We start from the raw sequence: 22244 nt of genomic DNA, 5'->3' as shown, positions 1-22244 counted from the left end.
AGGGGCCGCTTCACAACTCCTCGGAGGAGAGCCATGACAGTCACCCTGGCGGACGTCGCGGCCCGCGCCCGGGTGTCCCCGGCCACCGTGTCCCGTGTCCTGAACGGCAACTACCCGGTGGCGTCGTCCACCCGGGAACGGGTCCTGCGCGCGGTGGACGACCTGGACTACGTGCTGAACGGCCCCGCCAGTTCACTCGCCGCCGCCACGTCCGACCTCGTGGGCATCCTGGTCAACGACATCGCCGACCCGTTCTTCGGGATCATGGCCGGGGCGGCGCAGAGCCAGATCGGCGGGCCCGGCGACGGGTCCGGACGGGCGGGCGGGGAGAAACTCGCCGTCGTCTGCAACACCGGCGGATCCCCCGAGCGCGAACTCACCTATCTGACACTGCTCCAGCGCCAGCGGGCCGCCGCCGTCGTCCTCACCGGCGGCGCGCTGGAGGACCCCGCCCACCAGGCCGCGATGACGGCGAAACTCACGAAGCTCGCGGACGCCGGGACCAGGGTCGTCCTCTGCGGACGGCCGCCGCTCCAGGAGGGCGACGCCGTGCTCGCCGCGCTGGCCTTCGACAACCGGGGCGGGGCCAGGCGCCTGACCGAGCATCTGATCGCCCTGGGGCACCGGCGCGTCGGTTACGTCGCCGGCCCGCTGGAGCGCACCACGACCCGGCACCGGCTGGAGGGCCATCGCGAGGCCATGAAGGCGGCGGGGCTGTACGGCGACGAGGAGAACGTCACCGTGCACGGCCCGTACGACAGGAGCTCCGGCTACGACGCCACACTCGAACTCCTGCGCCGCGAGCCCGGCATCACGGCGGTGGTCGCCGCCAACGACACGGTGGCACTGGGTGCCTGCGCCGCCCTCCGGGACCGGGGGCTCCGCATCCCCGAGGACGTCTCGGTGGCCGGCTTCGACGACCTGCCGTTCTCGGTCGACGCCGTACCCGCGCTGACGACCGTACGGCTCCCCCTCTACGAGGCCGGGGCGCGCGCAGGACGGCTGGCGATGGGCAAGGAGACCCCGCCGCCCGGGGGCATCGTGACCATCGAGGCCGAAGTCATGGAACGCGGATCGACGGCACCGCCTTCCCGCTGACCTGGTACTCCCGTACCGTCCGGCCGTCGCACCCCGAAAGATGGGGGCGACTCCCCCATGTGCGGGAACCTCGCGCCCTCCAGGATGGGCACGGGAGAACCGCTGGGGCCTCCCTGGACCGGGGAGGTGAACGCGGTGGTGGAGAGGGAAGCGATCAGCGGTACGGCGCCGTCGGACGGCGAGGACCACGCCCCGGTACCGGACACCGCCGGCCTCTTCGGATTCCAGGAGCACGGCGAACCCTGGTGGGTTCCCGGCACGGTCGGACCGCGCCCGGCAGACGAACCCGAGTGGGCCGGTTTCGCCCGTGAGGCGGTCGGCCGGGCGCCGCGCTCGGCACGGATCGCGGACCGGGCCTACCCGGAACTGACCGGCTTCGTCCTGGTCGTCGCCCCGTTCGCGGCCCGGGCGGCCGACCGGATGGTGTCCGCGATGTCCGGGGACGCCGGCAGGCGGCCGGGACCGGGCTCCTGCTCCGCCGGTGTGGTGGACGGCTTCCGGCGCGACGTCGAACGGCGCCTGGCCGTGCTGGCCGCCCGGACCCTCGTGTCGGAACTGCACGACGCGCGGATCGCGGGCAGGCTGACGGGCTCCGGGCCGCGTGAGCGCTTCCGGGATTTCCTGCGGCTGACCGCGAGCCGGGCGGGCCTCACCTCGCTGGTCACCGCCTACCCGGTCCTCGCCAGGATCCTCGCGCGGGCGGCCATGAACGCGGCGGACGCGTTCGCCGAGATGCTCGGCCGGCTCGCGGCGGACGGGGGACCCCTCGCTTCCTCCGCGGTGCTCGGGGACCGGGGCACGGCCCGGCTCACCGACTACGGGCCGCACACCCTGACCGAGGTCGAGGCAGGTACGGGCGACAGCCACCGCGGAGGCCGGTCGGTGATGCTGCTGCGGTTCGCCGACGGCGCCCGTCTGGTCTACAAGCCGCGCCCGCTCGCCGCGCACCGGCACTTCGACACCCTGGTGCAATGGTTCAACTCCTTGGAGGGGACGCCCGGTCTGCGCGCGCCCCGGGTCCTGGACCGGGGCGCGTACGGCTGGGCCGAGTTCATCGAGGACGCCCCCTGCCGCTCGGCGTCCGGGACCACGCTCTTCTACCGGCGCCTGGGTGCGCTGCTGGCCCTCCTGCACGTCCTGGACGGCACGGACCTGCATCACGAGAACCTCATCGCCTGCGGGGCGCATCCCGTCCTGGTCGATGTGGAGACGCTGTTCCATCCGCCGCTGACCCAGGTCCCGCCCGCCGATCCGGCCGCCCGCGCCCTGTACAGCTCGGTGCACCGTGTCGGGCTGCTCCCGCAACTGCTGGTCGGGGACACCACCGCGCTGGACATGTCCGCCGTCGGTGGCGGCAGGGCCGCCTCCTCACCGCTGGAGACGGCCTCCTGGGCTGCGGCGGGCACCGACACCATGCACCTGGTGCGCGCCACCGGACGGTTCGGCGATTCGGCCAACCGCCCCACCCTCGACGGGGCTCCGGCCGATCCCTTCCGGTTCACCGACGCCCTGTGCGACGGTTTCCGCACCGCCTACACCGCCGTCAGCGACTCGCGTGACGAACTGCTCGGCCCACGCGGCCTGTTGCGCCTCTTCGCGGACGACGAGACCCGTTTCGTCCCGAGGCCGACCTGGACGTACGCCACCCTGCTGCACGAGTCCACCCACCCGGATCTGATGCGGGACGCCGCCGAGCGCCAGCAGGTGTTCGCGCTCCTGCGCACCGGCGCCCTGGGCACCCCCGCGCTCGCCGGCCTGGAGGACGAGGAGATCGCGGAACTGTGGCAGGGCGACGTCCCCGTGTTCACGACGCGTCCGGGACTGACCGAGGTGTGGAGCGGCAACGGGCGCAGGCTGCGGGGGCCCGTCGGGCCCAGCGGGCTGGCACGGGTGGAGGCGAAGGTCCGGGCCCTGGACACCGTGGACCGGCTGGACCAGGAACGGATCATCCGCACCGCCATGGTGAGCACCTCCACCGAGCCTCCGCACGCCGCCGCCGGGTCCGGGAGACCCAGGACCGAGGCCACCGCCCCGGAACCGGAGCGGCTGCTGTCCGCCGCCCGTTCGGTGGGTGACCAGCTCGTCTCGCTCGCGTACGACAGTGGCACCCGGGCCAACTGGCTCGGTCTGGAGCTGCTCGGCGAGCGCTACTGGCGTCTCACGCCGCTGGCGGCCGACCTCGCGGGCGGCTACACCGGGCCCGCGCTGTTCCTCGCACAGCTGGCGTCCCTGACCGGGGCCGCCCGGTACGCCAGTGCGGCCCGGGCCGCACTGGCGCCCCTGCCCGGTCTGCTGGACGCGCTGCACCTGCGTGGTGACGACCTCGGGGTGCTCGGCTCCGGCGCCTTCTCCGGCCTCGGGGGCATCGCGTACGCCCTCACCGAGGTCGGGACGCTGCTGGACGACAGCCGGGTACTGGACTGGGCGGGGCCCGCCACGCGGCTGGCCTGTGCGGCGAGTTCGGCAGAGGAGGGGCTCGGGGTGCGCGGCGGCACGGCCGGGGGGCTGGTGTCACTGCTCGCCGTTCACCGCGCCACCGGCCGGACCGAGGCTTGGCGCGGCGCCGAGCGGTGCGCCGAAAGGCTCGTGGAGACGGCACCGCCGTCGTCCGCCGGGTTCGCGGACGGGGCGGCGGGCATCGGCTGGGCACTGCTGCGGTTCGCCGGGGCGGGGGGCGGCACGCGCCACCGGACCGCCGGACTGGACGCCCTGCGCGGCGCCGTACGGGTGGCGGGCGGCGGCCGGGCCTGGTGCGAGGGGACGACGGGGGTCGCACTCGCGGTCGCCGACAGCCCCGAGGCCCTGGCCGATCCGGAGCTCCGCGAATGGCTCGCGGAGCAGGCCGGTGACGTGGCCCGGGCCGCACCGCAGGCGGACGACAGCCTGTGCCACGGGGAACTGGGCGTCCTCGAACTCCTCGCTCACGCCGCCCTGCCCCGGCTGCGCCCGCACTGGCTGCGCCGGACCGGCACGCTGCTGGCCGCCGCCGACCGGGCGCAGTCGCGCTGCGGTACACCCGGACACGTATCTCACCCGGGGCTGCTCACCGGCCTGTCCGGCATCGGACACGGGCTGCTGCGGGCGGGGTTCCCCGACCGGATCGGCCCGGCACTGCTCATGCGCCACTCCACGGGGGCCGACCGGACCCGCGTACCCATGACGTTCTCGACCAACGACCAGAAGAAGAGGCAGAGATGACGCAGATCAGCGAGTCGGCCGGATACGTGGACGTCACCGTGGCGCACGAGGGCGCCTTCGAGCACCCCGCGGGCCGGATATCGCTGGGGAACAACGGCGGGCTGGGTCTGCGGAGCAGACTTCTCAGCGCCTCGGACGGGAACGTCGACGTCCCCGACCTGCCGTGGACGACGTTCACCGCCCCGATGTGACCGTTCCCCGCCACCGTGCACGTCATGACGGGAATGTGCCTACTGCCGCACTCTGTACGGCTCCAGTAGCCTGCGGCCATGCGTGCGAATTCGCCGGTCGTCGTCGGTCGTGACGAGGAGATCGGCCTGCTGAGCAGCGCCCTGGACGCCGCACGACGGCGTTCGGGGCGCGCGCTGTTCCTCGTCGGCGAGGCGGGGATCGGCAAGTCCCGGCTGGTGGGCGAATGCGCCTACCGTGCCTACGGGCTGGGCATGCCGGTGCTGCGCGGGCGGGCGGGCTCCACCGGCCTGGTCGTGCCGTTCCGCCCCCTGGTGGAGGCCCTCTCGTCCCATTTCCGTGCGGCGGGCACACCGACCGATCCGGAACTCACCCCGTACCACCCGGCGTTGGCCAGGCTGGTCCCGGAGTGGCGGAGCGGGGCGTCGGCCGGGTACACGGAGACCGTGGTCGAACTGGCGGAGGCCCTGCTGCGGCTGCTGTCGGTCCTCGGCAGGGACAGCGGCTGCGTGGTCCTGCTGGAGGACCTCCACGACTGCGACACGGAGACCGTCGCGGTCGTGGAGTACGTCATCGACAACCTGGCGGACCTCCCGGTCCTGCTGCTGGGCACCCTGCGCCCGGAGCAGGGCACCGCCCTGGACCTCGTGCGCTCCGCCGAGCAGCGTCACACCGCGACGGTGGTGGAGTTACGCGGGCTCGACGACGCGGACGTACGGACCCTGACCGGGGCATGTCTGGAGACACCGCCCGAGCTGATACCCGAAGAGGTCCAGCGGCGTCTGGTCGAACGCGCTGCGGGCAACCCCTACCTGGTCGAGGTGCTGCTCGACGACCTGCTAGACACCGGCAGGCTGCGGCGCACGGAGAGCGGGTGGGAGGCGGCGGGCCGACCCGACGGATCCCTCCCGTCGCGCATCCTGCGGAGCTGGGCCCACCGGCTGGACCGGATGGACGAGCCGGTGCGGGACCTGCTGCTGACGGCGGCGACCCTGGGCGGCCAGTTCTCCGTGGCGGTCCTCCAGACCGTCACGGGGCTGGAGGACCGGGCCCTGTTCACCCATCTCCGGTCCGCGGTCGAGACCGGTGTGATCGCACCCGACGGGGCGGCCCCCGACCGCTACACCTTCCGCCACACCCTGACCGCCGAGGCGCTGGTCTCCTCGCTCGCGCCGGCCGAGCGCGCCGCACTCGCCCGGCGCGCCGCCGTGGCGGTCGAGCAGTCGGGGGAGCCTCTCGACGAGGACCGACGGCAGCTCGTGGCCTCGCTGGAACTCGCGGCGGGCAACCGCGCGCGGGCGGCGCTCCAGTTCGCCGAGGCGGGTCGGCGGATGCTCGCGTCGGGTTCGCACGGTTCGGCCGTGGTGCTGCTGGAACGTTCCCTCTCCCTGGCGGCGGACGCCGATCTCCCAGCCGTCACCGAATCCCTGGCGGTGGCCCGGGCCGAGGGCGGCGACCTCGACGGGGCTCTGGCCCTGGCCGACGGTCTGCCGCCCCTCCCCGCGCGCACGGAGGCGGCCGCCCGGCGCGGGGACGCCCACATCAAGATCGCCTGGGTGGCGGTCATGGCGGAGCGCTCCGAGGACACAGCCCGTCAGATCAGCGCCGCACGAGACCTGTTCGGCCCCTCGCCGTCCCCGGCCCGCCGTGCGTCGCTCGCCGTCGTGGACGGTCACCTCTCCCTGCTCCCCGGGGAGGACCGCCGGGAGCCGGAGGCGGCCGAACGGGCCGCGCGCGATGCCGCCGGGACCGCCGAGGCGGAAGGGCTTCCGGTCGTGGCCTGCCAGGCCTGGCAGTTGCTCGCACTGCTCCACCGGGAGCGGGGATTCGACGCCGCCGACGCGTGTCTGGAGCGGATGCTCGCCCTGTCCACCGAGCACTCCCTGCCGCTCTGGCGGGTGGAGGCCTTGGTGCGTCTGGGGGTGAACGGCTTCATGCGGACCGGTGACGCGGCCCGCCTGCACTCGGCGCGGGCGGCCGCGGCGGAGCTGGGCTCCCTGCTGCTGGCGCAGACCGTCGACGGACTGCTCGCGATGAACGCGGTGATGTGCGCCCGGTGGGACGAGGCGGAGGAGATCACCGCACGGTCGGTGGAGGCGAGCGCCAGGATCGGCAACCACGGCGCGCACCGCTATCTGCTGCTGGCCGGGGCGGCGGCCGCGGCGCACCGGGGCCGCCGGCGGGAGACGGACCGGGCCCTCGTCGCGTTCCGCAGGGCAGGAGGGGAGCAGTCCGCGCTCGTGCCCCTGCGCCTGGGATTCTGCGGGGCGATCGGGGCGCTGCTGGAGGAGGACCGCCCCGCCGCCGTGGCCGCGCTGGACGCCGCCCTGGCCTGGGAGCGCGACCACCCCAGCTACTACTACCTGAGCGGCCGCTTCGGGCTGCGCCCGCTGCTGCGGGTGCTGTCGGGCGACGCGGTGCGCGCGGAGTACGAGGAGGTGGCCGGGGCGCCCGGTGCCGCCCTCGCATGGAACCGCCAGTTCCTGGAACTGTCGGAGGCGGTGCTGCTCGGCAGGGAGGGCGATCCCGCGGGGGCCGCGCGGCGGATGACGTCCTTCCTCGGCCGGTCCGAGGCATTCCCGGTGGCCCGTCATCTCGGTCTGCGGCTGGTCGCGGACGCGGCGCTCGCCGACGGGTGGGGCGAGCCGGTCGTGTGGCTGCGCACCGCCGAGGAGTTCTTCCACTCGGCCGGGGTGCAGCCGCCGGCGGCGGCGTGCCGGGCGGCACTGCGGCAGGCGGGGGTGAGCGTGACCCAGCACCGCGACGGACGGGACCGGATCCCTCCGCCACTGCGCACCAACGGGGTGACTCCGCGCGAGTACGAGGTGTTCGTGCTGCTGGCGGAGCGGCCGGGCAACCAGCAGATCGCCCGGCGGCTGTCCATCTCGCCCCGCACGGTGGAGAAGCACCTGGCCAGTCTGCTGAGCAAGACGGGCCGGGCGAACCGTTCGGCCCTGTGCGACTTCGCCGCGGAGTACGTGGTCGACCTGCCCTGAGCGTGCGTTCCCCCCATCCGGACGGCCGGCTCGCCCGCACCCGGCCGTCCGGATGGGGGAACGGTCCGTCAACATGGGGGCAACGGACGGCGGGGGTCGGGTGCGTCGCCCGGAAGATGCGGGGCGGCCACGGATGTGCACCGCTCCGCGTCGCGGCAGCATCGGCGGAGTACGGCAACTCGTCGCTCCTCCCCCGGCCAGGAGGCCCGCTGATGCCCCTTCCCCCCGTCCGCCCCGGTGGTCCCGGCACGGTGTACTTCTCCCTGCTCGGGCCGCTCTCGGCGGTGATCGACGGCAGGCCGCTGCCGCTCGGACCGCGTAAGCAGAGGCTGGTCCTGGCCACCCTGCTGTCACGGCCCAACACCCCCGTGCCGGTGGATGTGCTCACCGACGTGGTGTGGCCGGAGGGCCCGCCGCGGACCGCGCGCAAGAATCTTCAGGTCTATGTCAGCGCCGCCCGCGCGCTGTTCGGTTCCGTGGACGGCGACGACCGGGACCGGGTGGTGCACGACTGCGGCGGCTACCGGCTGCGGGTGGAGGAGGGCGAGCTGGACACCCTGCGCTTCAGGACGCTGGCCCGGGCGGGCCGGGCGGCGGCCGAGCGGGGCGACCTGCGCACCGCGGCCCGGCTGCTGCGGGAGGCGCTGGACCTGTGGGGGGAACGTCCGCCGCTGCACGACCTCAGGGACTCCGCCGAGGTGGCGGAGGAGGCCGAACGCCTGGAGGCCCGCTGCCTCACGGTCTACGAGGACTGGGCCGAGGCCGAGATCGAGACGGGCCGGGCGGGCGTCGCGGTGGACGGCCTGCGGGACCTCGTGGAACGCCATCCGTTCCGGGAGAGGCTGCGGGCGGCGTGGATGAACTCCCTTCACCAGACCGGGCGTCAGGCGGAGGCGCTGGCGGTGTACGACGACTACCGGCAGTTGCTCGCCCGGGAGCTGGGCCTGGAACCCAGTCCGGCGATGGCCGGCCTCTATCGGGCGATGCTCGGTGAGGGCCGGGCGTCCCGGCCCGCCGCGCCCCGGAGCGCGGCGGGCGGTGTGTCACTGCCCGCGGACAGCAGGCACTTCACCGGCCGGGAGGACGAACTGGCCTGGCTGCTCGACGTGTCGGGGAGCCCGGAAGGTGCCGTGCTGGTGGTCTCCGGCCCGGCCGGTGTGGGGAAGTCGGCCCTGGCCGTCCGGGCGGCCCACCTGCTCGCGGACTGCTTCCCCGACGGACGGGTCCATGTCCGGGCGCGCCGGGAGGACGGGGTGCCCCGCACCCGGAACGACATGCTGGACGAGCTGGGGCGGCTGTGCGGGGTGGGCGGTGCCGGCCGGCCGGACCCCGCGCAGGCCGGGGACGCCTGGCAGGACTGGCTGTCGCGGCACCGGGCGCTGATCGTGCTGGACGACGTGGCGGACGAGGCGTCGGTGCGCGGGCTGCTGCCCCGGTCCGGGCGGAGTTCGGTGCTGCTCACCGCCCGCGGGCAGCTCGCCGGTCTCGAAGCCGTGCACCGGACGGCGCTCGCCGCCCCCGGGGAGGACGAGGCACTGGAGCTGCTGGGGACGCTGATCGGCGGAAACCGGCTGCGTTCGGACCGGGCGGCCGCTGTGCGCATCGTGCGGGCGTGCGGGGGCCTGCCGTTGGCGGTGGCGGTGAGCGGGATGCGGCTCGCGGTGTTGCGGCACCTTCCGCTGGCGGAGTACGCGGACCGGCTCGACGACCCGGCGGCGGCCCTGGACGAACTGGTGGCCGGGGACGTGTCCGTACGCTCCCGGCTCGCCGCGGGCTGGCGGGACCTGGGGGCCCGCGACCGGGGGGCCCTGGCCCGTGTCGCGGGGCTCGCGTGGGACGGCGGCTTCACGCTGGAGCGGGCGATGGCGGCCCTGGACCGCGACGAGCGGGGCACGATACGCGCGGTCGAGTCACTCATCGACGCCGGTGCGGTGACCTCCCCCACGGGCGAGGTCACCGCACACGCCGCGCTGTACGAGGTGCCCCGGCTGCTCTGTCTGTACGTCCGCGAGGAGACGGGCCCCGAGGGGGCCGGCGTACGGGAGCCGGCCCCCTCCGCCGGGAGCGGTGCTTCCCCTCTCCTCAGCCGAGGGTGAGGAGGTCCAGCAGGCCGGGGAGTCCGTCCCCGGCCTGCTGGACGGGGACGCTCCGTCCAGCGGCGCCCCCGTCGCGGCCTCCGGACAGGAAGTGCAGGGCGAGCAGCAGACCCGCTGCCCCCGTGCCGAGGTCGGCGGAGAAGCGCCGCAGCGTCGCACCCGGGACGAGCAACCGGTCCCCGTCGGCGACGAGGTGCCAGGTGAGGTTGCGTACGGAGGCCAGGACGCCGGGCCCCGTCCGGGTCACGGGGTCGAGCTGGGCGGCTGAGGCCGCGAGACCCGCGCGCCCGGTGAACAGCCCCGGCTCACGGACGAATTCCATGGCGCAGCCCTTGGCCACGCCCGGGATGAGCGCGCTCAGTGCCTCGTCCTCGTAGCGGGCGGTGTACGCCTGGGCGACCAGTGCGACACCTGAACTGCCCTGTCCGAGATAGAGCAGATGGCGCCGGCCGTCCTTCACCTGGAGCGAGCCGTCGTCCATGGCGACGAGGTGTCCGGCCTCGCGTCCCAGGGCGGTGCGGGCGGCGCGGCGCAGCCATTCCTCGCCGGTCAGCGTGTGCAGTTCCAGGAGGAGCAGGGCGGCTCCGCTCAGCCCGCGCAGCAGCCCGGCCGACTCCGGCAGCCGCATGCCGTCCACCTGTTCGCCGCGCACCAGCCGGTCCAGGTCCCGGGCGGTGCGCAGGGCGCTGTCGACCAGTCGGGGGTCGGCGTCCGTACCGTCCGCGCGGGCCATGCGGAGTGCGGCGAGCGCGATTCCCGCACGCCCGGTGAGCAGATCCGCCGACGCCGTCGCCGGTGCGAGGGATGTCGCGCGCTCCCACACCTCACGCGCCTGCGCGGGGCGGCCCAGGAGGGAGAGCACCAGCGCGGCACCGGGCAGGCCGTCGTAGAGTCCGGCGGCTCCCGCGGGGTCCCTGCGCAGCGCGGCCGCGGCGAGCCAGTCGGTCCATTCCGCGGGGACGGGGGCTCCGGCCCGGTGCAGGGCGTAGAGGACGCCCGCCGCGCCGTTCACGAGGTCGGTGCCGCCGGTGGCGAAGAGGCCGGGGCCGCCCGGGAAGAGCCGGTCCGGGCGTCCGGGTGTGGCTCCGGCGTGGATCCCGGCCAGCAGGCGGGTGCGGATCCCGGCCCAGTCCACCTCCGGCCCGTCGAACAGGGCGGCCACCTCGTCCTCGCGCCGTCGCGAGGCGTCCAGGCCGTGGAGAAGTCCGGGCCGGCGGGGTCCCGCTCCGGCCGGGAGCCTGTACCGCCGTCGGGCCCAGCGTTCCAGGGTGAGGGCCTTCGCCCGCTCGAGTCCGGCCATCTCCATGACCGGCATCAGCATGCTGAGCCAGGTGGCCCAGAGCGCGTAGGCGTCGGCCTCCGTCCCGGGGGTGCCCTGCGGGGCCTGGAGGCCCTGGCCGCCGGCCAGCGGAGTGTCCGCGTCGTCGAGGGCGGTGGCGTACTCGAAGTCGACGAGGGCGATCCGCCCGTCGGGCCGGACGATGATGTTGGAGGGGTGCAGATCGCCGAAGCGCAGCCCGCGCGCGTGGATCGCCTCCAGTGCCCGGGAGAGTTCACAGGTCACCGACTCGGCCCACGCGACGTAGGGAGCGAGTTCGTCCGCCGTGTCCGCCCCGCGCACGAGGGCGAAGCGGGCGACGATCTCCTCCAGCAGGGTGTTCCCCTCGATGTGCTCCTCGATCAGGAAGTGGTGCTCCCACACGGCCCGCACCCCGTACACCCGGGGTACGCAGTCGAGTCCGGCCAGCGCCGTCAGCGCCCGGTGCTCCCGGTGCAGGCGGGTGACTGCGTCGTCGCCCGCACCGTCGAGTCCGCAGTGCGGACGTGCCTCGCGCAGCACCACGCGCCGTCCCGTCCCCCGGTCCTCGGCGAGGTAGATCCCGCCCGCGTTGGAGAACTGGAGGGCCTCGGTGACCGTGTACGGGAAGGTGTCGTCGCGGGCCGCGGCGCGGGCCGCGAGGTGCGGCCGCAGGGCCGCGGGGACCTCGACCCATGGGGGCGTCCTGAAGACCACCCCGCGTTCGTCCGGGACCAGTTCCCCCGACGGGTCCCGCAGGGCGAGGACCTGCCGGCCGTCGGCGTCGCGGCACCAGCGGGGGACGAAGGCGCCGTAGCGCGTGTAGACCGGCGCGTCGCCGATCCGCAGGTCGCTGAGGACGTAGGGGCCGCTGCGTCCCGCCAGTGCCTGGGACAGTTCCTCGGCCAGGGCGACGAACACGGTCTCGTCGGGCGGGTAGGCGGCGACGAACTTGCCGGCGCCGCTGCGGTGCATGTGTTTGTCCGCCATCAGCAGCAACGCCTTCTCGCTGCGCAGGAACTTGAAGGGAACCCGGTGGCGGAGGCAGATCCGGGCGGTGTCGCGGAGGGTGGCCTCGGCCTCGCCGGGGACGGTGGACACATGGATCTTCCAGCCCTGCTCGGCCGGTTTCACTCCCTCGGGCACCAGCGAGGTCCACAGGCCCACGGCCTGGCGGCTCCAGCCCTCCGGAGGCGGATCGGTGTCGAGCCGGTACCGGGACTCCTCGTCGGGCAGCCGGGCCGGGGTGTCGAAGTACGTACGGTCGGCGAGGCAGTACAGCTGGGTTTCCTGGATGCCTGGCACGCTCGGCTCTCTCTTCTCGACGCCCGTGGGACGGACGGACGGTGGCGTTGGGGCGGCTGGGACCTCTCCCCCGGATCAGTCCCCGGGGACGGCACGTCTCGCGGCGGCCGGCGTGTGGTCGGGTCCTGTCGCGGCCGCAGGACCGTCACCGTCCGCCGGACTGGGCCCGGTGGCCGGCTCCGGCGGGTCGGCGGATCCGGCCTCGCGGGGCGGGGAGGGCTCTGCCCGCGTCGAGGGGGCGAACGTGACCACGAGGGCGGACAGGGCCAGCACGCAGCCGGTCAGCGCGAACGCCCAGCGGGCGCCGAAGGCGGTCAGCAGCGCGCCCCCGGCCAGCGGCCCGAACGGCTGGACCATGGAGGACAGGAATCCCGCCGCGCTCTGGACCCGGCCCACCTTCTCCTCGGGGGTGACGACGAGGAGCTTCGAGAGGAAGCCGATGCTGGCGACGGTCGACAGGCACATGCAGAGCGCGCACATCAGCCCGGCGACCAGGGGCCGGCCGACCCAGGCCATCACCCCGGCGGCGGCCACACAGGTCCAGCAGGTGGCGACGATCAGGAGCCGGGAGTGCCGGTCGGGGCGGATGCGCGGGGCGAGCAGCGCCCCGCACAGTGCCCCGGCGGAGACACAGGTGATGACGAAGCCTCCGCCGACCCCGGACGTGCCCCCGTCGGAGAACGCGGTCAGGGCGGTGAAGGTCAGCGCCCCGAACGCGAAGTTCATGCCCAGCCCGAACACGAGGAGGACCGTACGCAGATAGGGCAGACCCCACAGGAAGGTGAGGCCCGCCAGGAGTTCGCGCCGGCTGAACACCGCACCGGCCTTCGCCCTGGCCTTGGAGCGGGTGCGTACGAGGGCCACGCAGACGGTCGACAGGAGCAGCCCCAGCGCCTCGGCCGCGAACGGCAGGGCCGGGTGGACACCGAACAGCGCGCCCCCGACGAGGGGTCCGACGAGCCGGGCCGTCTGGCTGCGTGCCTGGAGCCGTGCGGTGGCGGTACCCATCTGGTCGGCCGGGACGACCGCGCGCATCAGACCGAAGACGGCCGGCGCGTAGACGCTGCTGATCACCGCGCCCGCGGCCGCGACGAGCAGGACGAGGGGCATGGGGGCGTGCCCGAACCACACGGCGGCGGCGAGGGCGGTGACGACGGTCAGGCTGCCGACGTCGCAGAGCCTCATCAGCCGGCGGCGTTCGACGCGGTCCGCCATCACCCCGCCCGGCAGCATGGTGATCAGCACGGCTCCGACGGACACCGTCCCGACGGCCCCGGCCTGCACCGCGGAACCGGTCTCCTTGAGTACCAGGAGGGGAAGGGCGAGAGCGGTCATCTGCCCGCCCAGAACCGCGAAGAGGCCGCTCAGCCAGAGCAGCCTGAAATCCCTGTTGCCGCGCAGCGGCATGGTCATCGTGAACTCCCGGTGCTGGTCGGGCTCGTGGTGTCAGGTGCGGGGCCGTTCGGGGCCGTCCGCGGAGGGGGACCCGGCCCTCGCTCAGGGCTGGGCGGGAGCACGCGAGGGGACGCCGCACACGGGTGACGGCCACATGCGGCGGCGGGGCGGCTCCGTCACGACGGAACCGCCCCACATCACCGGGCCGGCCGGGCGCCACGGCGGGAGGACCTGCCTCGGCCTCCGTGGCGCCGCCCTGGTGTCTCTCCGGTCAGTTGGAGTCCATGACGACGCTGATCACGCTGACGCAGCTGCCCGGCGCCACGGACTTGTCGATGGCCGTCTCCTGGAGGTCCAGTACGGAGTGCGCCTCGACCTCGGGGGTCTCGTCGTTGTTGTCGTCGGCGGCGGGCTTGGTGTTCTCGGCCATGGTGGTCTCCGTCCACTCGTGACTGCACTGGTTCCGGGGGCCCTGAGGTGCCGGGTTTCCGGTGCGGCGGGCCGTTGCCTGCCGTTGCCGAGAAAGTTAGGGCGGCCCGCCTGGCGATCGCTTCGGCGGCGGTATGGCTCCGGTATCGGCCCAGTTCAGAGCGGCTCCGTGCGCCGCACACGGCTTCCTCGGCGGGTCCGGGACCCCGTCCGAGCTGCGCCCATACCGCTCCCGAACCATCGGTGGACCGGTGCCGAACCGCCGCCCCGCAGCCTGGGTGCACGTCCGCGCACGCCGGTGGCTCCACGGGAAACGGTCCCTCGGCGCGCACGCTCCGGCCCGAGAAGGAGGCGGCCCCGCATGGAACTCGGCGAACTCGTCGGACGGCGGCCCTTCCCCGCCGCCGGCCTGCTGCTCGGCCTCACCCGGCGCTGCCCGCTGAGCTGCGCCCACTGCTCGACCGGCTCGTCCCTGACGACGCGGGAGGAACCGGACGCGGGCCGTCTGGTGCGCTTCGTCGGCTCGTTCACCCGGGAGAACCGTCCCGACGTGGTGATGCTGACCGGTGGGGAACCGCTGCTGCTGCCCGCGCTCGTCGAGGAGCTGAGCGCCCGCGCCAGAGCCGCCGGGTCACGTACGGCGCTGCTCAGCGGCATGTTCTTCGCCCGCTCCCGGGAGATCCCGCCGCCGGTCCTGCGCGCGGTCAGGGGCGTGGATCACTTCTCCGCCAGCCTCGACGCCCACCACGAGCGGGAGATCCCCCGGGCCGACGTGTTCCGCGCGGTGCACCGGATCCGGGAGACGGGTGTGGCGGTGAGTTTCCACCTCACAGGTACGGGTGCCGACGACCCCTACCTCGCCGACATCACCCGCGCCGTCGACACGGAGTTCGGCGGCCAGGTCCCCTCGCTGGTCAACGAGGTGCGGGCGTTCGGCCGGGCCGCCTCCTGGGCCGCTCCCGCCCGTACCGGTCCGCCGGCCGGCACGGTGTCCCCGTGCGCGATGGCCGCCTGGCCGGTGGTCGCCTTCGACGGCGCGGTGCTGGCCTGCTGCAACCAGGACACCGTGGACCTGCGGCCGGCCCCCGCGCACCTGTACCTCGGGCACGTCGACACCGACGACTGGGCGACCGTGCGCGGCCGGGCCCTGGAGTCACCGGTGCTGCGCATGATCCGTACGGTCGGCCCCGCCCATCTGGCCGCGCGCGCCGGGGCCTCTCCCGACGGCACCTCGTACTGCCACGGCTGCCGGGCCCTGGGATCGGACCACAGGGTCGCCGACGAGGCCCGTTCGGTGGCGGCGGGTCCCGTCGGGGCGCTGCTGGACCTGACCGCGGCGCGCCGCGGGGCGGCGGAGGGCCCGGTGGGCGTCGTGCGGCACCACGGCTGTGCCGCGTACGCACCCCTCGTCGTGGCCCGTGTTCCCGCCGGGGACGGTTCCCGGTGAGCGCCCCGGCGCCGAGTTCGTCGGCCCGGCTGCGGGTCACCCTGCGGCTGCTGGACGCGGAACTGCTGCGCGCGATGGAGCACATGTGGCGCGCCGAGGAGCTGCTGCCACGCTACCGGCGCTATCTGTGCACCATGCACGCCGTGGTGCGGGCCTCCGTCCCCCTGATGGAACGCGCCCTGGACCGGGCCACGCTGCTGGACGTCTGCGGAGACCCGCTGGCCGGTCCGCTGGCGGCCTACCTGCGCGAGCACATCCGGGAGGAGGAAGGCCACGACGCCTGGCTGCTGGAGGACATCCTGGCGGCGGGCTCGCTGCCGGGGGACGCGCTCGGGCCGATGCCCTCTCCGGTCGTCGCCACGCTCGCGGGCTCCCAGTACTACTGGGTCGAGCACCACCATCCGGTGGCCCTGCTCGGCTACATCGCGGTGCTGGAGGGTTACGCGCCCGCCGCGGACCTGACGTCCCGGATCGCCGCGACGACCGGCCTGCCGGAGGCCGCACTGCGAACCGTGCGGGAGCACGCGGCGCTGGACACCGGGCACCTGGACGAGTTGTACGCGCTGCTGGACCGGCTGCCGCTGACCCGTGGTCAGGAGGCGGACGTGACGGTCAGCGCCCTGCACTCCCTCGACGCGCTCACCCGGCTGTTCGTCCGGCTCGGGCGCTCCGCGGCGGCACCGCTGCCACGGAGGGCCGGACCCTCCACACCGACGGGAGTCACCCCATGACCCGACCATCCGAAGGCAACGGCACCCCCCGGGCGCCCGGAGAGGGTGAACGGCCCGCGCTGCCCGACGCCCTGTACGAGGCCGGCCTGCCGGTGGACATGCTCACCGACGAACAGCGCCTCGTGCTCAGCGAGCTCACGGAGGAGGAGCTCGCCGTGCTGCTCGACATCAAGAGCCGGCTGGACGCGGTGGAACCCGAGGTCCAGGCCCACGGAGAGATCGCCGGCGGCGCCCTGTTCTGAGCGGTTCCCGCGCGGGGGCGGGGCCGGTGCGCCGGCCCCGCCCTCCCGGCTGCAGTGCGGCCCCACCCCCGGAGAGAAGGGAACGTCATGAACTGCACCACGTGCCGCCAGGACCTGCCGGAGGACGCCAGGTTCTGCTCGTCCTGCGGGACGCCGTGCGCCGTCGCCGCCCCGCCCGGGGAGGACGAACGCAAGCCGGTCACGGTGCTGTTCTGCGATCTCGTCGGCTCCACCGCACTGTCGGGGGTGCTGGACCCCGAAACCCTGCGCACGGTGACACTGCGGTACTTCGAGGCGATGAGCGCGGAGATCGTGGCCCGGGGCGGCACGCCGGAGAAGTTCATCGGCGACGCGGTGATGGCGGTGTTCGGTGTGCCGGTGGTGCGGGAGGACGACGCCCGGAGGGCGCTGGCCGCCGCTCTGGGCATGCGGGACGCCCTGGCCGCGCTCAACGAGGAGCTGCACGCCACCCTGGGCATCACGCTCGCCACCCGGATCGGTGTCAACACAGGCCAGGTGGTGGCCGGCGGCGACGCGTCGGCCCGTCAGGCGCTGGTGTCCGGTGAGACCGTGAACATCGCCGCGCGCCTGGAACAGAACGCCGGGGCCGGCGAGATCCTCCTCGGTCCGGACACGCTGCTCGCCGCCGGGCCCACGGTCTCCGCCGAGCCCACCGGGCCGCTCCGGCTGAAGGGCAAGCAGGACAGTGTGGAGGCCTACCGGCTGCTGGCCCTGGGGGCGGACGATCCGGAGCTGCTGCGCCGTTTCGACGTGCCCTTCGTCGGGCGCCGCACCGAGCGGGACGCCCTGGACGCCGCCCTGTCGGACACCGTTCGCGCGGGGCGGGCCGGGCTGCTGCGCGTCGTCGGCGAGCCCGGCATCGGCAAGACCCGGCTGATCCGGGAGTGGCTGGCCCGGCGGTCCGCTTCGGGGGTCCTCTCCTACGGCGCCGGCCGGTGCCGCGGACACGGGGACCAGGGCACGCTCACCCCCCTCGCCGACGCCCTGCGCGCCCTGCCGGGCCTCGTCCGCCAGGAGGCTACGGCGGCCGACGACGCGATGGCCCTGCTGTCCGCGGGCCTGCTGCGGGACGGTACGCCCAACGCCCCGTTCGAGGACATGTGCGCCGCGCTGGCGACGGTGCTGGGCCGTGCTGCCCGGGAGCGGCCCTTCGTGCTGGTGCTCGACGACACGCATGAGGCGGCGCCCCTGCTGACGCGCGCCGTGGAGCGGCTGGCGGACGGCTCGGGACCCGCAGGTGTGCTGATCGTCTGTGCGGGCCGGCCGGACGGGACGGCGGACCCCGCGGACTGCCTCCAGCTCACAGGACTGCCCCGCGAGGAGAGTGTGCGGCTCGCGGGCCTGCTGGCGCGGCTCGACGGGGGTGCGGGGCCGGTGGACGAGCGGCTCCTGTCCCGCGCCGGGGGCAATCCGCTCTACCTCGAACAGCTCCTGGTCGGCGGCCGGGCGGACGCAACCGGGTCCGGGCTGCCTCCCACGCTCCAGGCTCTGCTGGGCGCCCGGATCGGGGCACTGGCCCGGACCGAGCGGACCATGGTCGGCCTCGCCGCCGTGATCGGCCGCGAGTTCACCTCGGCGGAACTGCTGCTGCTGGAGACGTCCGCACGGCTGGCAGAACTGCGGGGGCCCGCGGCGGTGAACGTCTCCTCCGCCGACCGGGCGCACCGGCTGGCGCTCATCGAGGAGGTGCTGGTGGCGCTGACCGGGCGCCGGCTGGTGGAGCCGGGGACGGGGTCGGAGCCGGCGGCGTACCGGTTCAGCAGCGGGCTGGTGCACGAGGTGACGTACGCGTCGTTGTCCAAGCGCGCCAAGGCCGACCGTCATGCCTGGGCGGCCGAACTGCCCGCGGTGCTGCGGGCCGGTGACGGCGCCGTCGGCGGCCATCTCGAACGCGCATGCCGCTACCGGACGGAGCTCGGGCTGCTCGACGACCGGACCGGGCGGCTGCGCGGCCGTGCCGCCGCCGCGCTGGGCCGCGCCGGGGCCCAGGCGGCGTCCCGGTCGGACCTCGCCTGGGCGGACGACCTGCTGGAGCGGGCGGTCGAGCTGGATCCGGACGACGCGGGCTCGGTCCGCAGGCTCGGCGAGGTCCGGGTGGCGCTGGGGAGGACCGCGAGCGGGGCGCGACTGCTGCGCCGTGTGGCCGGGCTGGAGTCGGCGTCGGTGGAGTCCGCGCACGCCAGGCTGGCGCTCGCGGTGCTGGACCCCTCGGGTCCCGGCCCCGGGCTCACGGCGACGGCACGGGCGGTGCTGCCGGTCTTCGAGGCGGCGGGAGACGCGGTCGGCCGGGCCAGGTCCCATCTGAGGCTCGCCCAGCACCTCCAGCAGGCGGGCCGGCACGAGGAGGCGGCACGTGACCAGGCGTGTGCCCTGGAGCAGGCGGTCCTGGCCGGGGCGGAACCGGAACGGGCCGGGGCGCTCGGGGCCATCGGCATCTCCCTGTGGCGCGGTCCGGTGCCCGCCCCCGAGGCCGTGGCCCGCTGCCTCGGTCTGCTGGACGCACACGGGGAGGGCCGCCCGACGGTCAGGCTCACCCTGAACTGCCCCCTGGCGGTGCTGTACGCGCTCCAGGACCGGCCCCGCGAGGCGCACGCCTGCCTCGCCGAGGCCCAGGAGCTGGCCGGGAAACTGCGGTTCGCCGAGGCCGAGGTGTTCCTGCCCGTGTTCCGGGCCGCCGTCGAGGCACTGCTCGGACACGCCGGGTCGGCGCTGGAGCTGCTGGCCGGGGCCGACGAGGCGGCCCGGCGCGCCGACGCGGCGGGGCTGCGGACCACCGTGGCACTGGACGCGGCCCGGATCGAGCTGGACGAGGGCCGGCCCGGGCGGGCGGCCGGATGGATCGCGGGCATGGGGGAGGCGTCGGAGCTGAGCCCCGCCGACGCCGTCGACCTGAACGGACTCCGGGGCCGGCTGGCCGCCGCGGCCGGGCGGCCGGCGGAGGCTGCCGGTCACGCGGACCGGGCCGTGCGGGCGTCGCTGCTCACGGACTCCCCGCTGGTCCGGGCGACGGCCGAACTGGACCGGGCCCGCACCCTGTTCGCGCTGGGGCGGCGGGCCCCCGCGCTGGTCTCGGCGCGGGCGGCCCGGGAGCACTTCGTGAGCAAGGGGCATCTGCCGGGGGCCCGCCGGGCCGCCGGCTGTGTGCCGGACGAGGCCATGGTCACCACGACGGAGAGGAGCTGACCGATGGGAACCGTCGGAACAGGCACGGTCCCGGGGCAGGGACTCACCTGGAGCCTGCGCGGACGCGGCCCCGATGACGTACCCGTCCCCGCGGACGAGGGGCCGCCGGGCGGTCTGCCCGCGCGGCAGGCCACCGGGCGGGGGGTGCGGGTCTGCGTGGTGGACTCCGGTGTGGAGCTCGACCATCCGCTGGTGGGCCGGGTGGAGAGTTCCTGGGTGGTGGTCAAGGACCCGGAGAGCGGGGCGGTCACGGTCGAGCCGAGCGCCACCGGCGACACCTGCGGACACGGCACGGCGTGCGCGGGGATCATCCGCCGCACCGCGCCCGACTGCGAGATCCACAGCGTCCGGGTGCTGGGCGAGCGGTTCTCCGGCACCGGCGAGGTGCTGATGGCCGGGCTCCGCTGGGCCGTGGAGCAGCGCTTCGACGTGGTGAACCTGAGTCTGTCGACCACCCGCGCCCGGTTCGCCCCCGAGCTGCACGGCCTCGCCGACCGTGCCTACTTCGGCCGCACGGTGATCGTCGCCTCGGCGCACAACACCCCTGTGGAGAGCTTCCCCTGGCGGTTCGCCTCGGTGATCTCGGTGGGCAGCCACCAGGAGGACGACGAGCTGCACCTCTACAACCCGGACCCCCCGGTGGAGTTCTTCGGGCCGGGACAGAACGTGTCCGTTCCGTGGCTGGGCGGCCGGACGATCCGCACCACCGGGAACAGCTTCGCCACCCCGTACGTCGCGGGTCTCTGCGCCCGCGTCCTCTCCGGGCATCCCCGGATGACGGCTTTCCAGCTCAAGAACGCCCTCTACCTCTCCGCGGCCAATGTGCACGCGGACCCGCGTCCTTCCACAGCGGCAGGAGACACCCGTGACGACTCCGAGAACTGACGCCATGCTCACCTCCCCGTCCTTCCCCGCCCCGGGCGACGCCGCCCGGCACGAGCTGCTCCAGTCGGTCGTCGACGTGGCGCGGGCGATCTTCGGTGCGGCCGCCAGCTCCGTCTGCCTGCTGGACGAGGAGGCGGACGAACTGGTCTTCCAGGCGGTCTCCGGCGAGGGTGAGGCGTTCCTGGTGGGGCGCAGGTTCCCCGCGGGTCGCGGCATCGCCGGCTGGGTGGCGACCTCGGGTGAGCCGATGGTGGTGGACGACCTGAGCCGGAACACGTCGTTCGACCGCTCGCTGGCGGAGTCCACCGCATACGTCCCGGACGCGTTGATGGCCGCCCCGCTGATCAGCGAGTCACGCGTCCTCGGGGTGCTGGAGGTGCTGGACCCCTCCCCCCAGGCACGGTCGGGTGTCCGTGAACTGGACCTGCTGGCGATGTTCGCCCGGCAGGCGGCGGCGGCGCTGCGGGTGCTCGCCCCGCACACGACGGCCGTCGGCGGGCGGGTGCTGGAGGGCGAACGGCGCGAGGACGCGCTTCAGTTGCTGGGCAGCCTGGAGCGACTGCTGCGGGGCACGGGCTGAGGGGCCGTACGCTGGGCGCCGCGCGGGAGTGACGGCCGGTTCCGGGGGGCAGGAGCCGGGTGAGTGCCGGGCCGTTCCCGCGCAGGCTCCCAGCGGAAGGACACCGATCGTGAAGCTCGCTTTCTCGACCCTCGGAGTACCGGGCATGCCCGTCGCGGACGTGGTGCGGCTCGCGTCCGGGCACGGCTACCAGGGGGTCGAACTGCGCGCCCACCCGGAGGAGCCGGTGCACCCCGGCCTCGGCCCGGCCGAACGGGCAGCAGTAGCGGACGAGTTCAAGCGCGGAGGCGTCGAGATCCTCAACGTCGCCGGGTATGCGAAGGTCGCCGCAGCGGGTGACGACGAGCCGGTGCTCGCGGAGCTCGCCGGACTGGTGCAGCTGGCCCACGACCTCGGGGCGCCGTATGTCCGGGTGTTCCCGGGAGGCGGGGACCAGGACCCCGCCGAGGCCGACGCCGTCGCCGCCCGCCGGCTGGGCGCCGCTGCCCCGCAGGCCGCGGACCTGGGTGTGCGCATCCTGCTGGAGACCCACGACTCGCACCGCGCCGGGGCCGACGTGGCCCGCGTGGTGGGGACCGTCGGGCACGGGCAGATCGGCGCGATTTGGGACGTCATGCACACCTGGCTGGCGGGCGAGGAGCCGGCCGCGAGCCATGCCGTGCTGGCGCCGCACCTGGGGTACGTCCAGTTCAAGGACATCGCGTCGGCCGAGGACACCACGCCGCTCGCACTCGGCACCGGGGTGCTGCCCCTGAAGGCGTGCCTGGACACGCTGGACCCGGACAGCTGGGTCTGCTGGGAGTACGAGAAGCGCTGGTACCCCGGGGCTGCCGACCTGCCGGAGCTGCTGACCGCAGGACGTGAGCACATCCTGCGGCTCGGCTCACCGAAGCAGTAGCTCAGACGCGTACCCCTTCGGCCTCCGCCGGCGGTGGGGCGGCGGAGGCGCGGGGCCGGGCTAGCGAGGTGAGCGCCACCCCGCCTACCAGCAGGGTGAACGGGGCCACGGACGAGGCGGGATGGCGGCGGAGCAGGAAGCCCCAGGCGGCTGTACGCACTGTGGCGTACAGAGACGGCGCGGCGCCCGGCGGTCGTCGCCGCGATGTCCGCACTGCGGGGGCGCGGGCGGGCGCAGGACTGTCCTGACGGCGG

The 22244-nt window shown here is 74.7% G+C and carries 15 protein-coding genes and 1 pseudogene; 12 read left to right on the top strand and 4 right to left on the bottom strand.

Features of this window, described 5'->3' with window-relative positions:
* Positions 1–33: 33 nt before the first annotated feature.
* The 5 genes from OG206_RS21385 to OG206_RS21365 all read left to right on the top strand — a co-directional run bounded on the left by OG206_RS21385 (position 34) and on the right by OG206_RS21365 (position 9577).
* The gene (locus OG206_RS21385) at positions 34–1098 is read left to right on the top strand and encodes a LacI family DNA-binding transcriptional regulator (RefSeq protein ID WP_327118451.1); all 1065 of its coding nucleotides are present in this window, start codon (positions 34–36) and stop codon (positions 1096–1098) included.
* A gap of 84 nt (positions 1099–1182) precedes the next feature.
* A complete protein-coding gene (locus OG206_RS21380; protein ID WP_327118449.1) occupies positions 1183–4296 on the top strand; it encodes a type 2 lanthipeptide synthetase LanM family protein in 3114 nt (1037 codons plus the stop codon).
* Positions 4293–4487, top strand: coding sequence for a hypothetical protein (locus OG206_RS21375; RefSeq protein ID WP_327118447.1), 195 nt, complete (start codon positions 4293–4295; stop codon positions 4485–4487). Before OG206_RS21380 ends, OG206_RS21375 begins: the two co-directional genes overlap by 4 nt.
* 78 nt (positions 4488–4565) lie before the next feature.
* The gene (locus OG206_RS21370) at positions 4566–7481 is read left to right on the top strand and encodes a helix-turn-helix transcriptional regulator (protein ID WP_327118445.1); all 2916 of its coding nucleotides are present in this window, start codon (positions 4566–4568) and stop codon (positions 7479–7481) included.
* Between the two features lie 212 nt (positions 7482–7693).
* Positions 7694–9577, top strand: a complete 1884-nt coding sequence (locus OG206_RS21365; protein WP_327118443.1) for an AfsR/SARP family transcriptional regulator — start codon at positions 7694–7696, stop codon at positions 9575–9577.
* Here the strand turns inward: OG206_RS21365 and lanKC are convergent.
* The 3 genes from lanKC to OG206_RS21350 form a co-directional block, all read right to left on the bottom strand.
* The gene (lanKC, locus tag OG206_RS21360) at positions 9564–12179 is read right to left on the bottom strand and encodes a class III lanthionine synthetase LanKC (protein WP_327118441.1); all 2616 of its coding nucleotides are present in this window, start codon (positions 12177–12179) and stop codon (positions 9564–9566) included. The genes OG206_RS21365 and lanKC overlap by 14 nt on opposite strands.
* A 75-nt stretch (positions 12180–12254) precedes the next feature.
* Complete coding sequence (locus tag OG206_RS21355; protein ID WP_327118439.1) at positions 12255–13592, bottom strand: MFS transporter; 1338 nt, start codon at positions 13590–13592, stop codon at positions 12255–12257.
* Between the two features lie 253 nt (positions 13593–13845).
* Positions 13846–14004 (bottom strand): hypothetical protein, encoded by a 159-nt coding sequence (locus tag OG206_RS21350; RefSeq protein WP_327118437.1) that lies wholly within the window; start codon positions 14002–14004, stop codon positions 13846–13848.
* Positions 14005–14364: 360 nt separating this feature from the next.
* Here OG206_RS21350 and OG206_RS21345 point away from each other — a divergent pair, with 360 nt between their 5' ends.
* The 7 genes from OG206_RS21345 to OG206_RS21315 all read left to right on the top strand — a co-directional run bounded on the left by OG206_RS21345 (position 14365) and on the right by OG206_RS21315 (position 21990).
* A complete protein-coding gene (locus OG206_RS21345) occupies positions 14365–15450 on the top strand; it encodes a radical SAM protein (RefSeq protein WP_327118435.1) in 1086 nt (361 codons plus the stop codon).
* Positions 15447–16181 carry an iron-containing redox enzyme family protein gene (locus OG206_RS21340; RefSeq protein WP_327118433.1) on the top strand — a complete coding sequence of 245 codons (735 nt, stop codon included), beginning with the start codon at positions 15447–15449 and terminating at the stop codon, positions 16179–16181. The genes OG206_RS21345 and OG206_RS21340 overlap by 4 nt, the downstream gene beginning before the upstream one ends.
* The gene (locus OG206_RS21335; protein WP_327118431.1) at positions 16178–16423 is read left to right on the top strand and encodes an aroma-sacti cluster domain-containing protein; all 246 of its coding nucleotides are present in this window, start codon (positions 16178–16180) and stop codon (positions 16421–16423) included. The genes OG206_RS21340 and OG206_RS21335 overlap by 4 nt, the downstream gene beginning before the upstream one ends.
* An 87-nt stretch (positions 16424–16510) precedes the next feature.
* Positions 16511–19627 (top strand): AAA family ATPase, encoded by a 3117-nt coding sequence (locus OG206_RS21330; RefSeq protein WP_327118430.1) that lies wholly within the window; start codon positions 16511–16513, stop codon positions 19625–19627.
* A 3-nt stretch (positions 19628–19630) separates the two neighbouring features.
* Positions 19631–20512, top strand: a complete 882-nt coding sequence (locus tag OG206_RS21325) for a S8 family peptidase (protein WP_327118428.1) — start codon at positions 19631–19633, stop codon at positions 20510–20512.
* 4 nt (positions 20513–20516) lie between these two features.
* A complete protein-coding gene (locus tag OG206_RS21320) occupies positions 20517–21092 on the top strand; it encodes a GAF domain-containing protein (RefSeq protein ID WP_327122352.1) in 576 nt (191 codons plus the stop codon).
* Positions 21093–21201: 109 nt separating this feature from the next.
* Positions 21202–21990 (top strand): sugar phosphate isomerase/epimerase family protein, encoded by a 789-nt coding sequence (locus OG206_RS21315; RefSeq protein WP_327118426.1) that lies wholly within the window; start codon positions 21202–21204, stop codon positions 21988–21990.
* 1 nt (position 21991) lies between these two features.
* On the opposite strand, the pseudogene OG206_RS21310 reads toward OG206_RS21315, so the two are convergent.
* Positions 21992–22138 (bottom strand): annotated as a pseudogene (locus tag OG206_RS21310) (EamA family transporter); the annotation flags it as partial.
* Between the last annotated feature and the right edge of the window lie 106 nt (positions 22139–22244).

The sequence above is a fragment of the Streptomyces sp. NBC_01341 genome, assembly GCF_035946055.1.
Taxonomy (GTDB): domain Bacteria; phylum Actinomycetota; class Actinomycetes; order Streptomycetales; family Streptomycetaceae; genus Streptomyces.
This window is presented reverse-complemented; position numbering and strand designations above follow the sequence as displayed.

Bases quoted from the DNA above. Each gene is read 5' to 3' on its own strand.
- OG206_RS21335 (WP_327118431.1), top strand. From the start codon at position 16,178: ATGACCCGACCATCCGAAGGCAACGGCACCCCCCGGGCGCCCGGAGAG.
- OG206_RS21365 (WP_327118443.1), top strand. From the start codon at position 7,694: ATGCCCCTTCCCCCCGTCCGCCCCGGTGGTCCCGGCACGGTGTACTTC.
- OG206_RS21380 (WP_327118449.1), top strand. From the start codon at position 1,183: ATGGGCACGGGAGAACCGCTGGGGCCTCCCTGGACCGGGGAGGTGAAC.
- OG206_RS21330 (WP_327118430.1), top strand. From the start codon at position 16,511: ATGAACTGCACCACGTGCCGCCAGGACCTGCCGGAGGACGCCAGGTTC.
- OG206_RS21370 (WP_327118445.1), top strand. From the start codon at position 4,566: ATGCGTGCGAATTCGCCGGTCGTCGTCGGTCGTGACGAGGAGATCGGC.
- OG206_RS21385 (WP_327118451.1), top strand. From the start codon at position 34: ATGACAGTCACCCTGGCGGACGTCGCGGCCCGCGCCCGGGTGTCCCCG.
- OG206_RS21375 (WP_327118447.1), top strand. From the start codon at position 4,293: ATGACGCAGATCAGCGAGTCGGCCGGATACGTGGACGTCACCGTGGCG.
- OG206_RS21350 (WP_327118437.1), bottom strand. From the start codon at position 14,004: ATGGCCGAGAACACCAAGCCCGCCGCCGACGACAACAACGACGAGACC.
- OG206_RS21345 (WP_327118435.1), top strand. From the start codon at position 14,365: ATGGAACTCGGCGAACTCGTCGGACGGCGGCCCTTCCCCGCCGCCGGC.
- OG206_RS21320 (WP_327122352.1), top strand. From the start codon at position 20,517: ATGCTCACCTCCCCGTCCTTCCCCGCCCCGGGCGACGCCGCCCGGCAC.
- OG206_RS21355 (WP_327118439.1), bottom strand. From the start codon at position 13,592: ATGACCATGCCGCTGCGCGGCAACAGGGATTTCAGGCTGCTCTGGCTG.
- OG206_RS21325 (WP_327118428.1), top strand. From the start codon at position 19,631: ATGGGAACCGTCGGAACAGGCACGGTCCCGGGGCAGGGACTCACCTGG.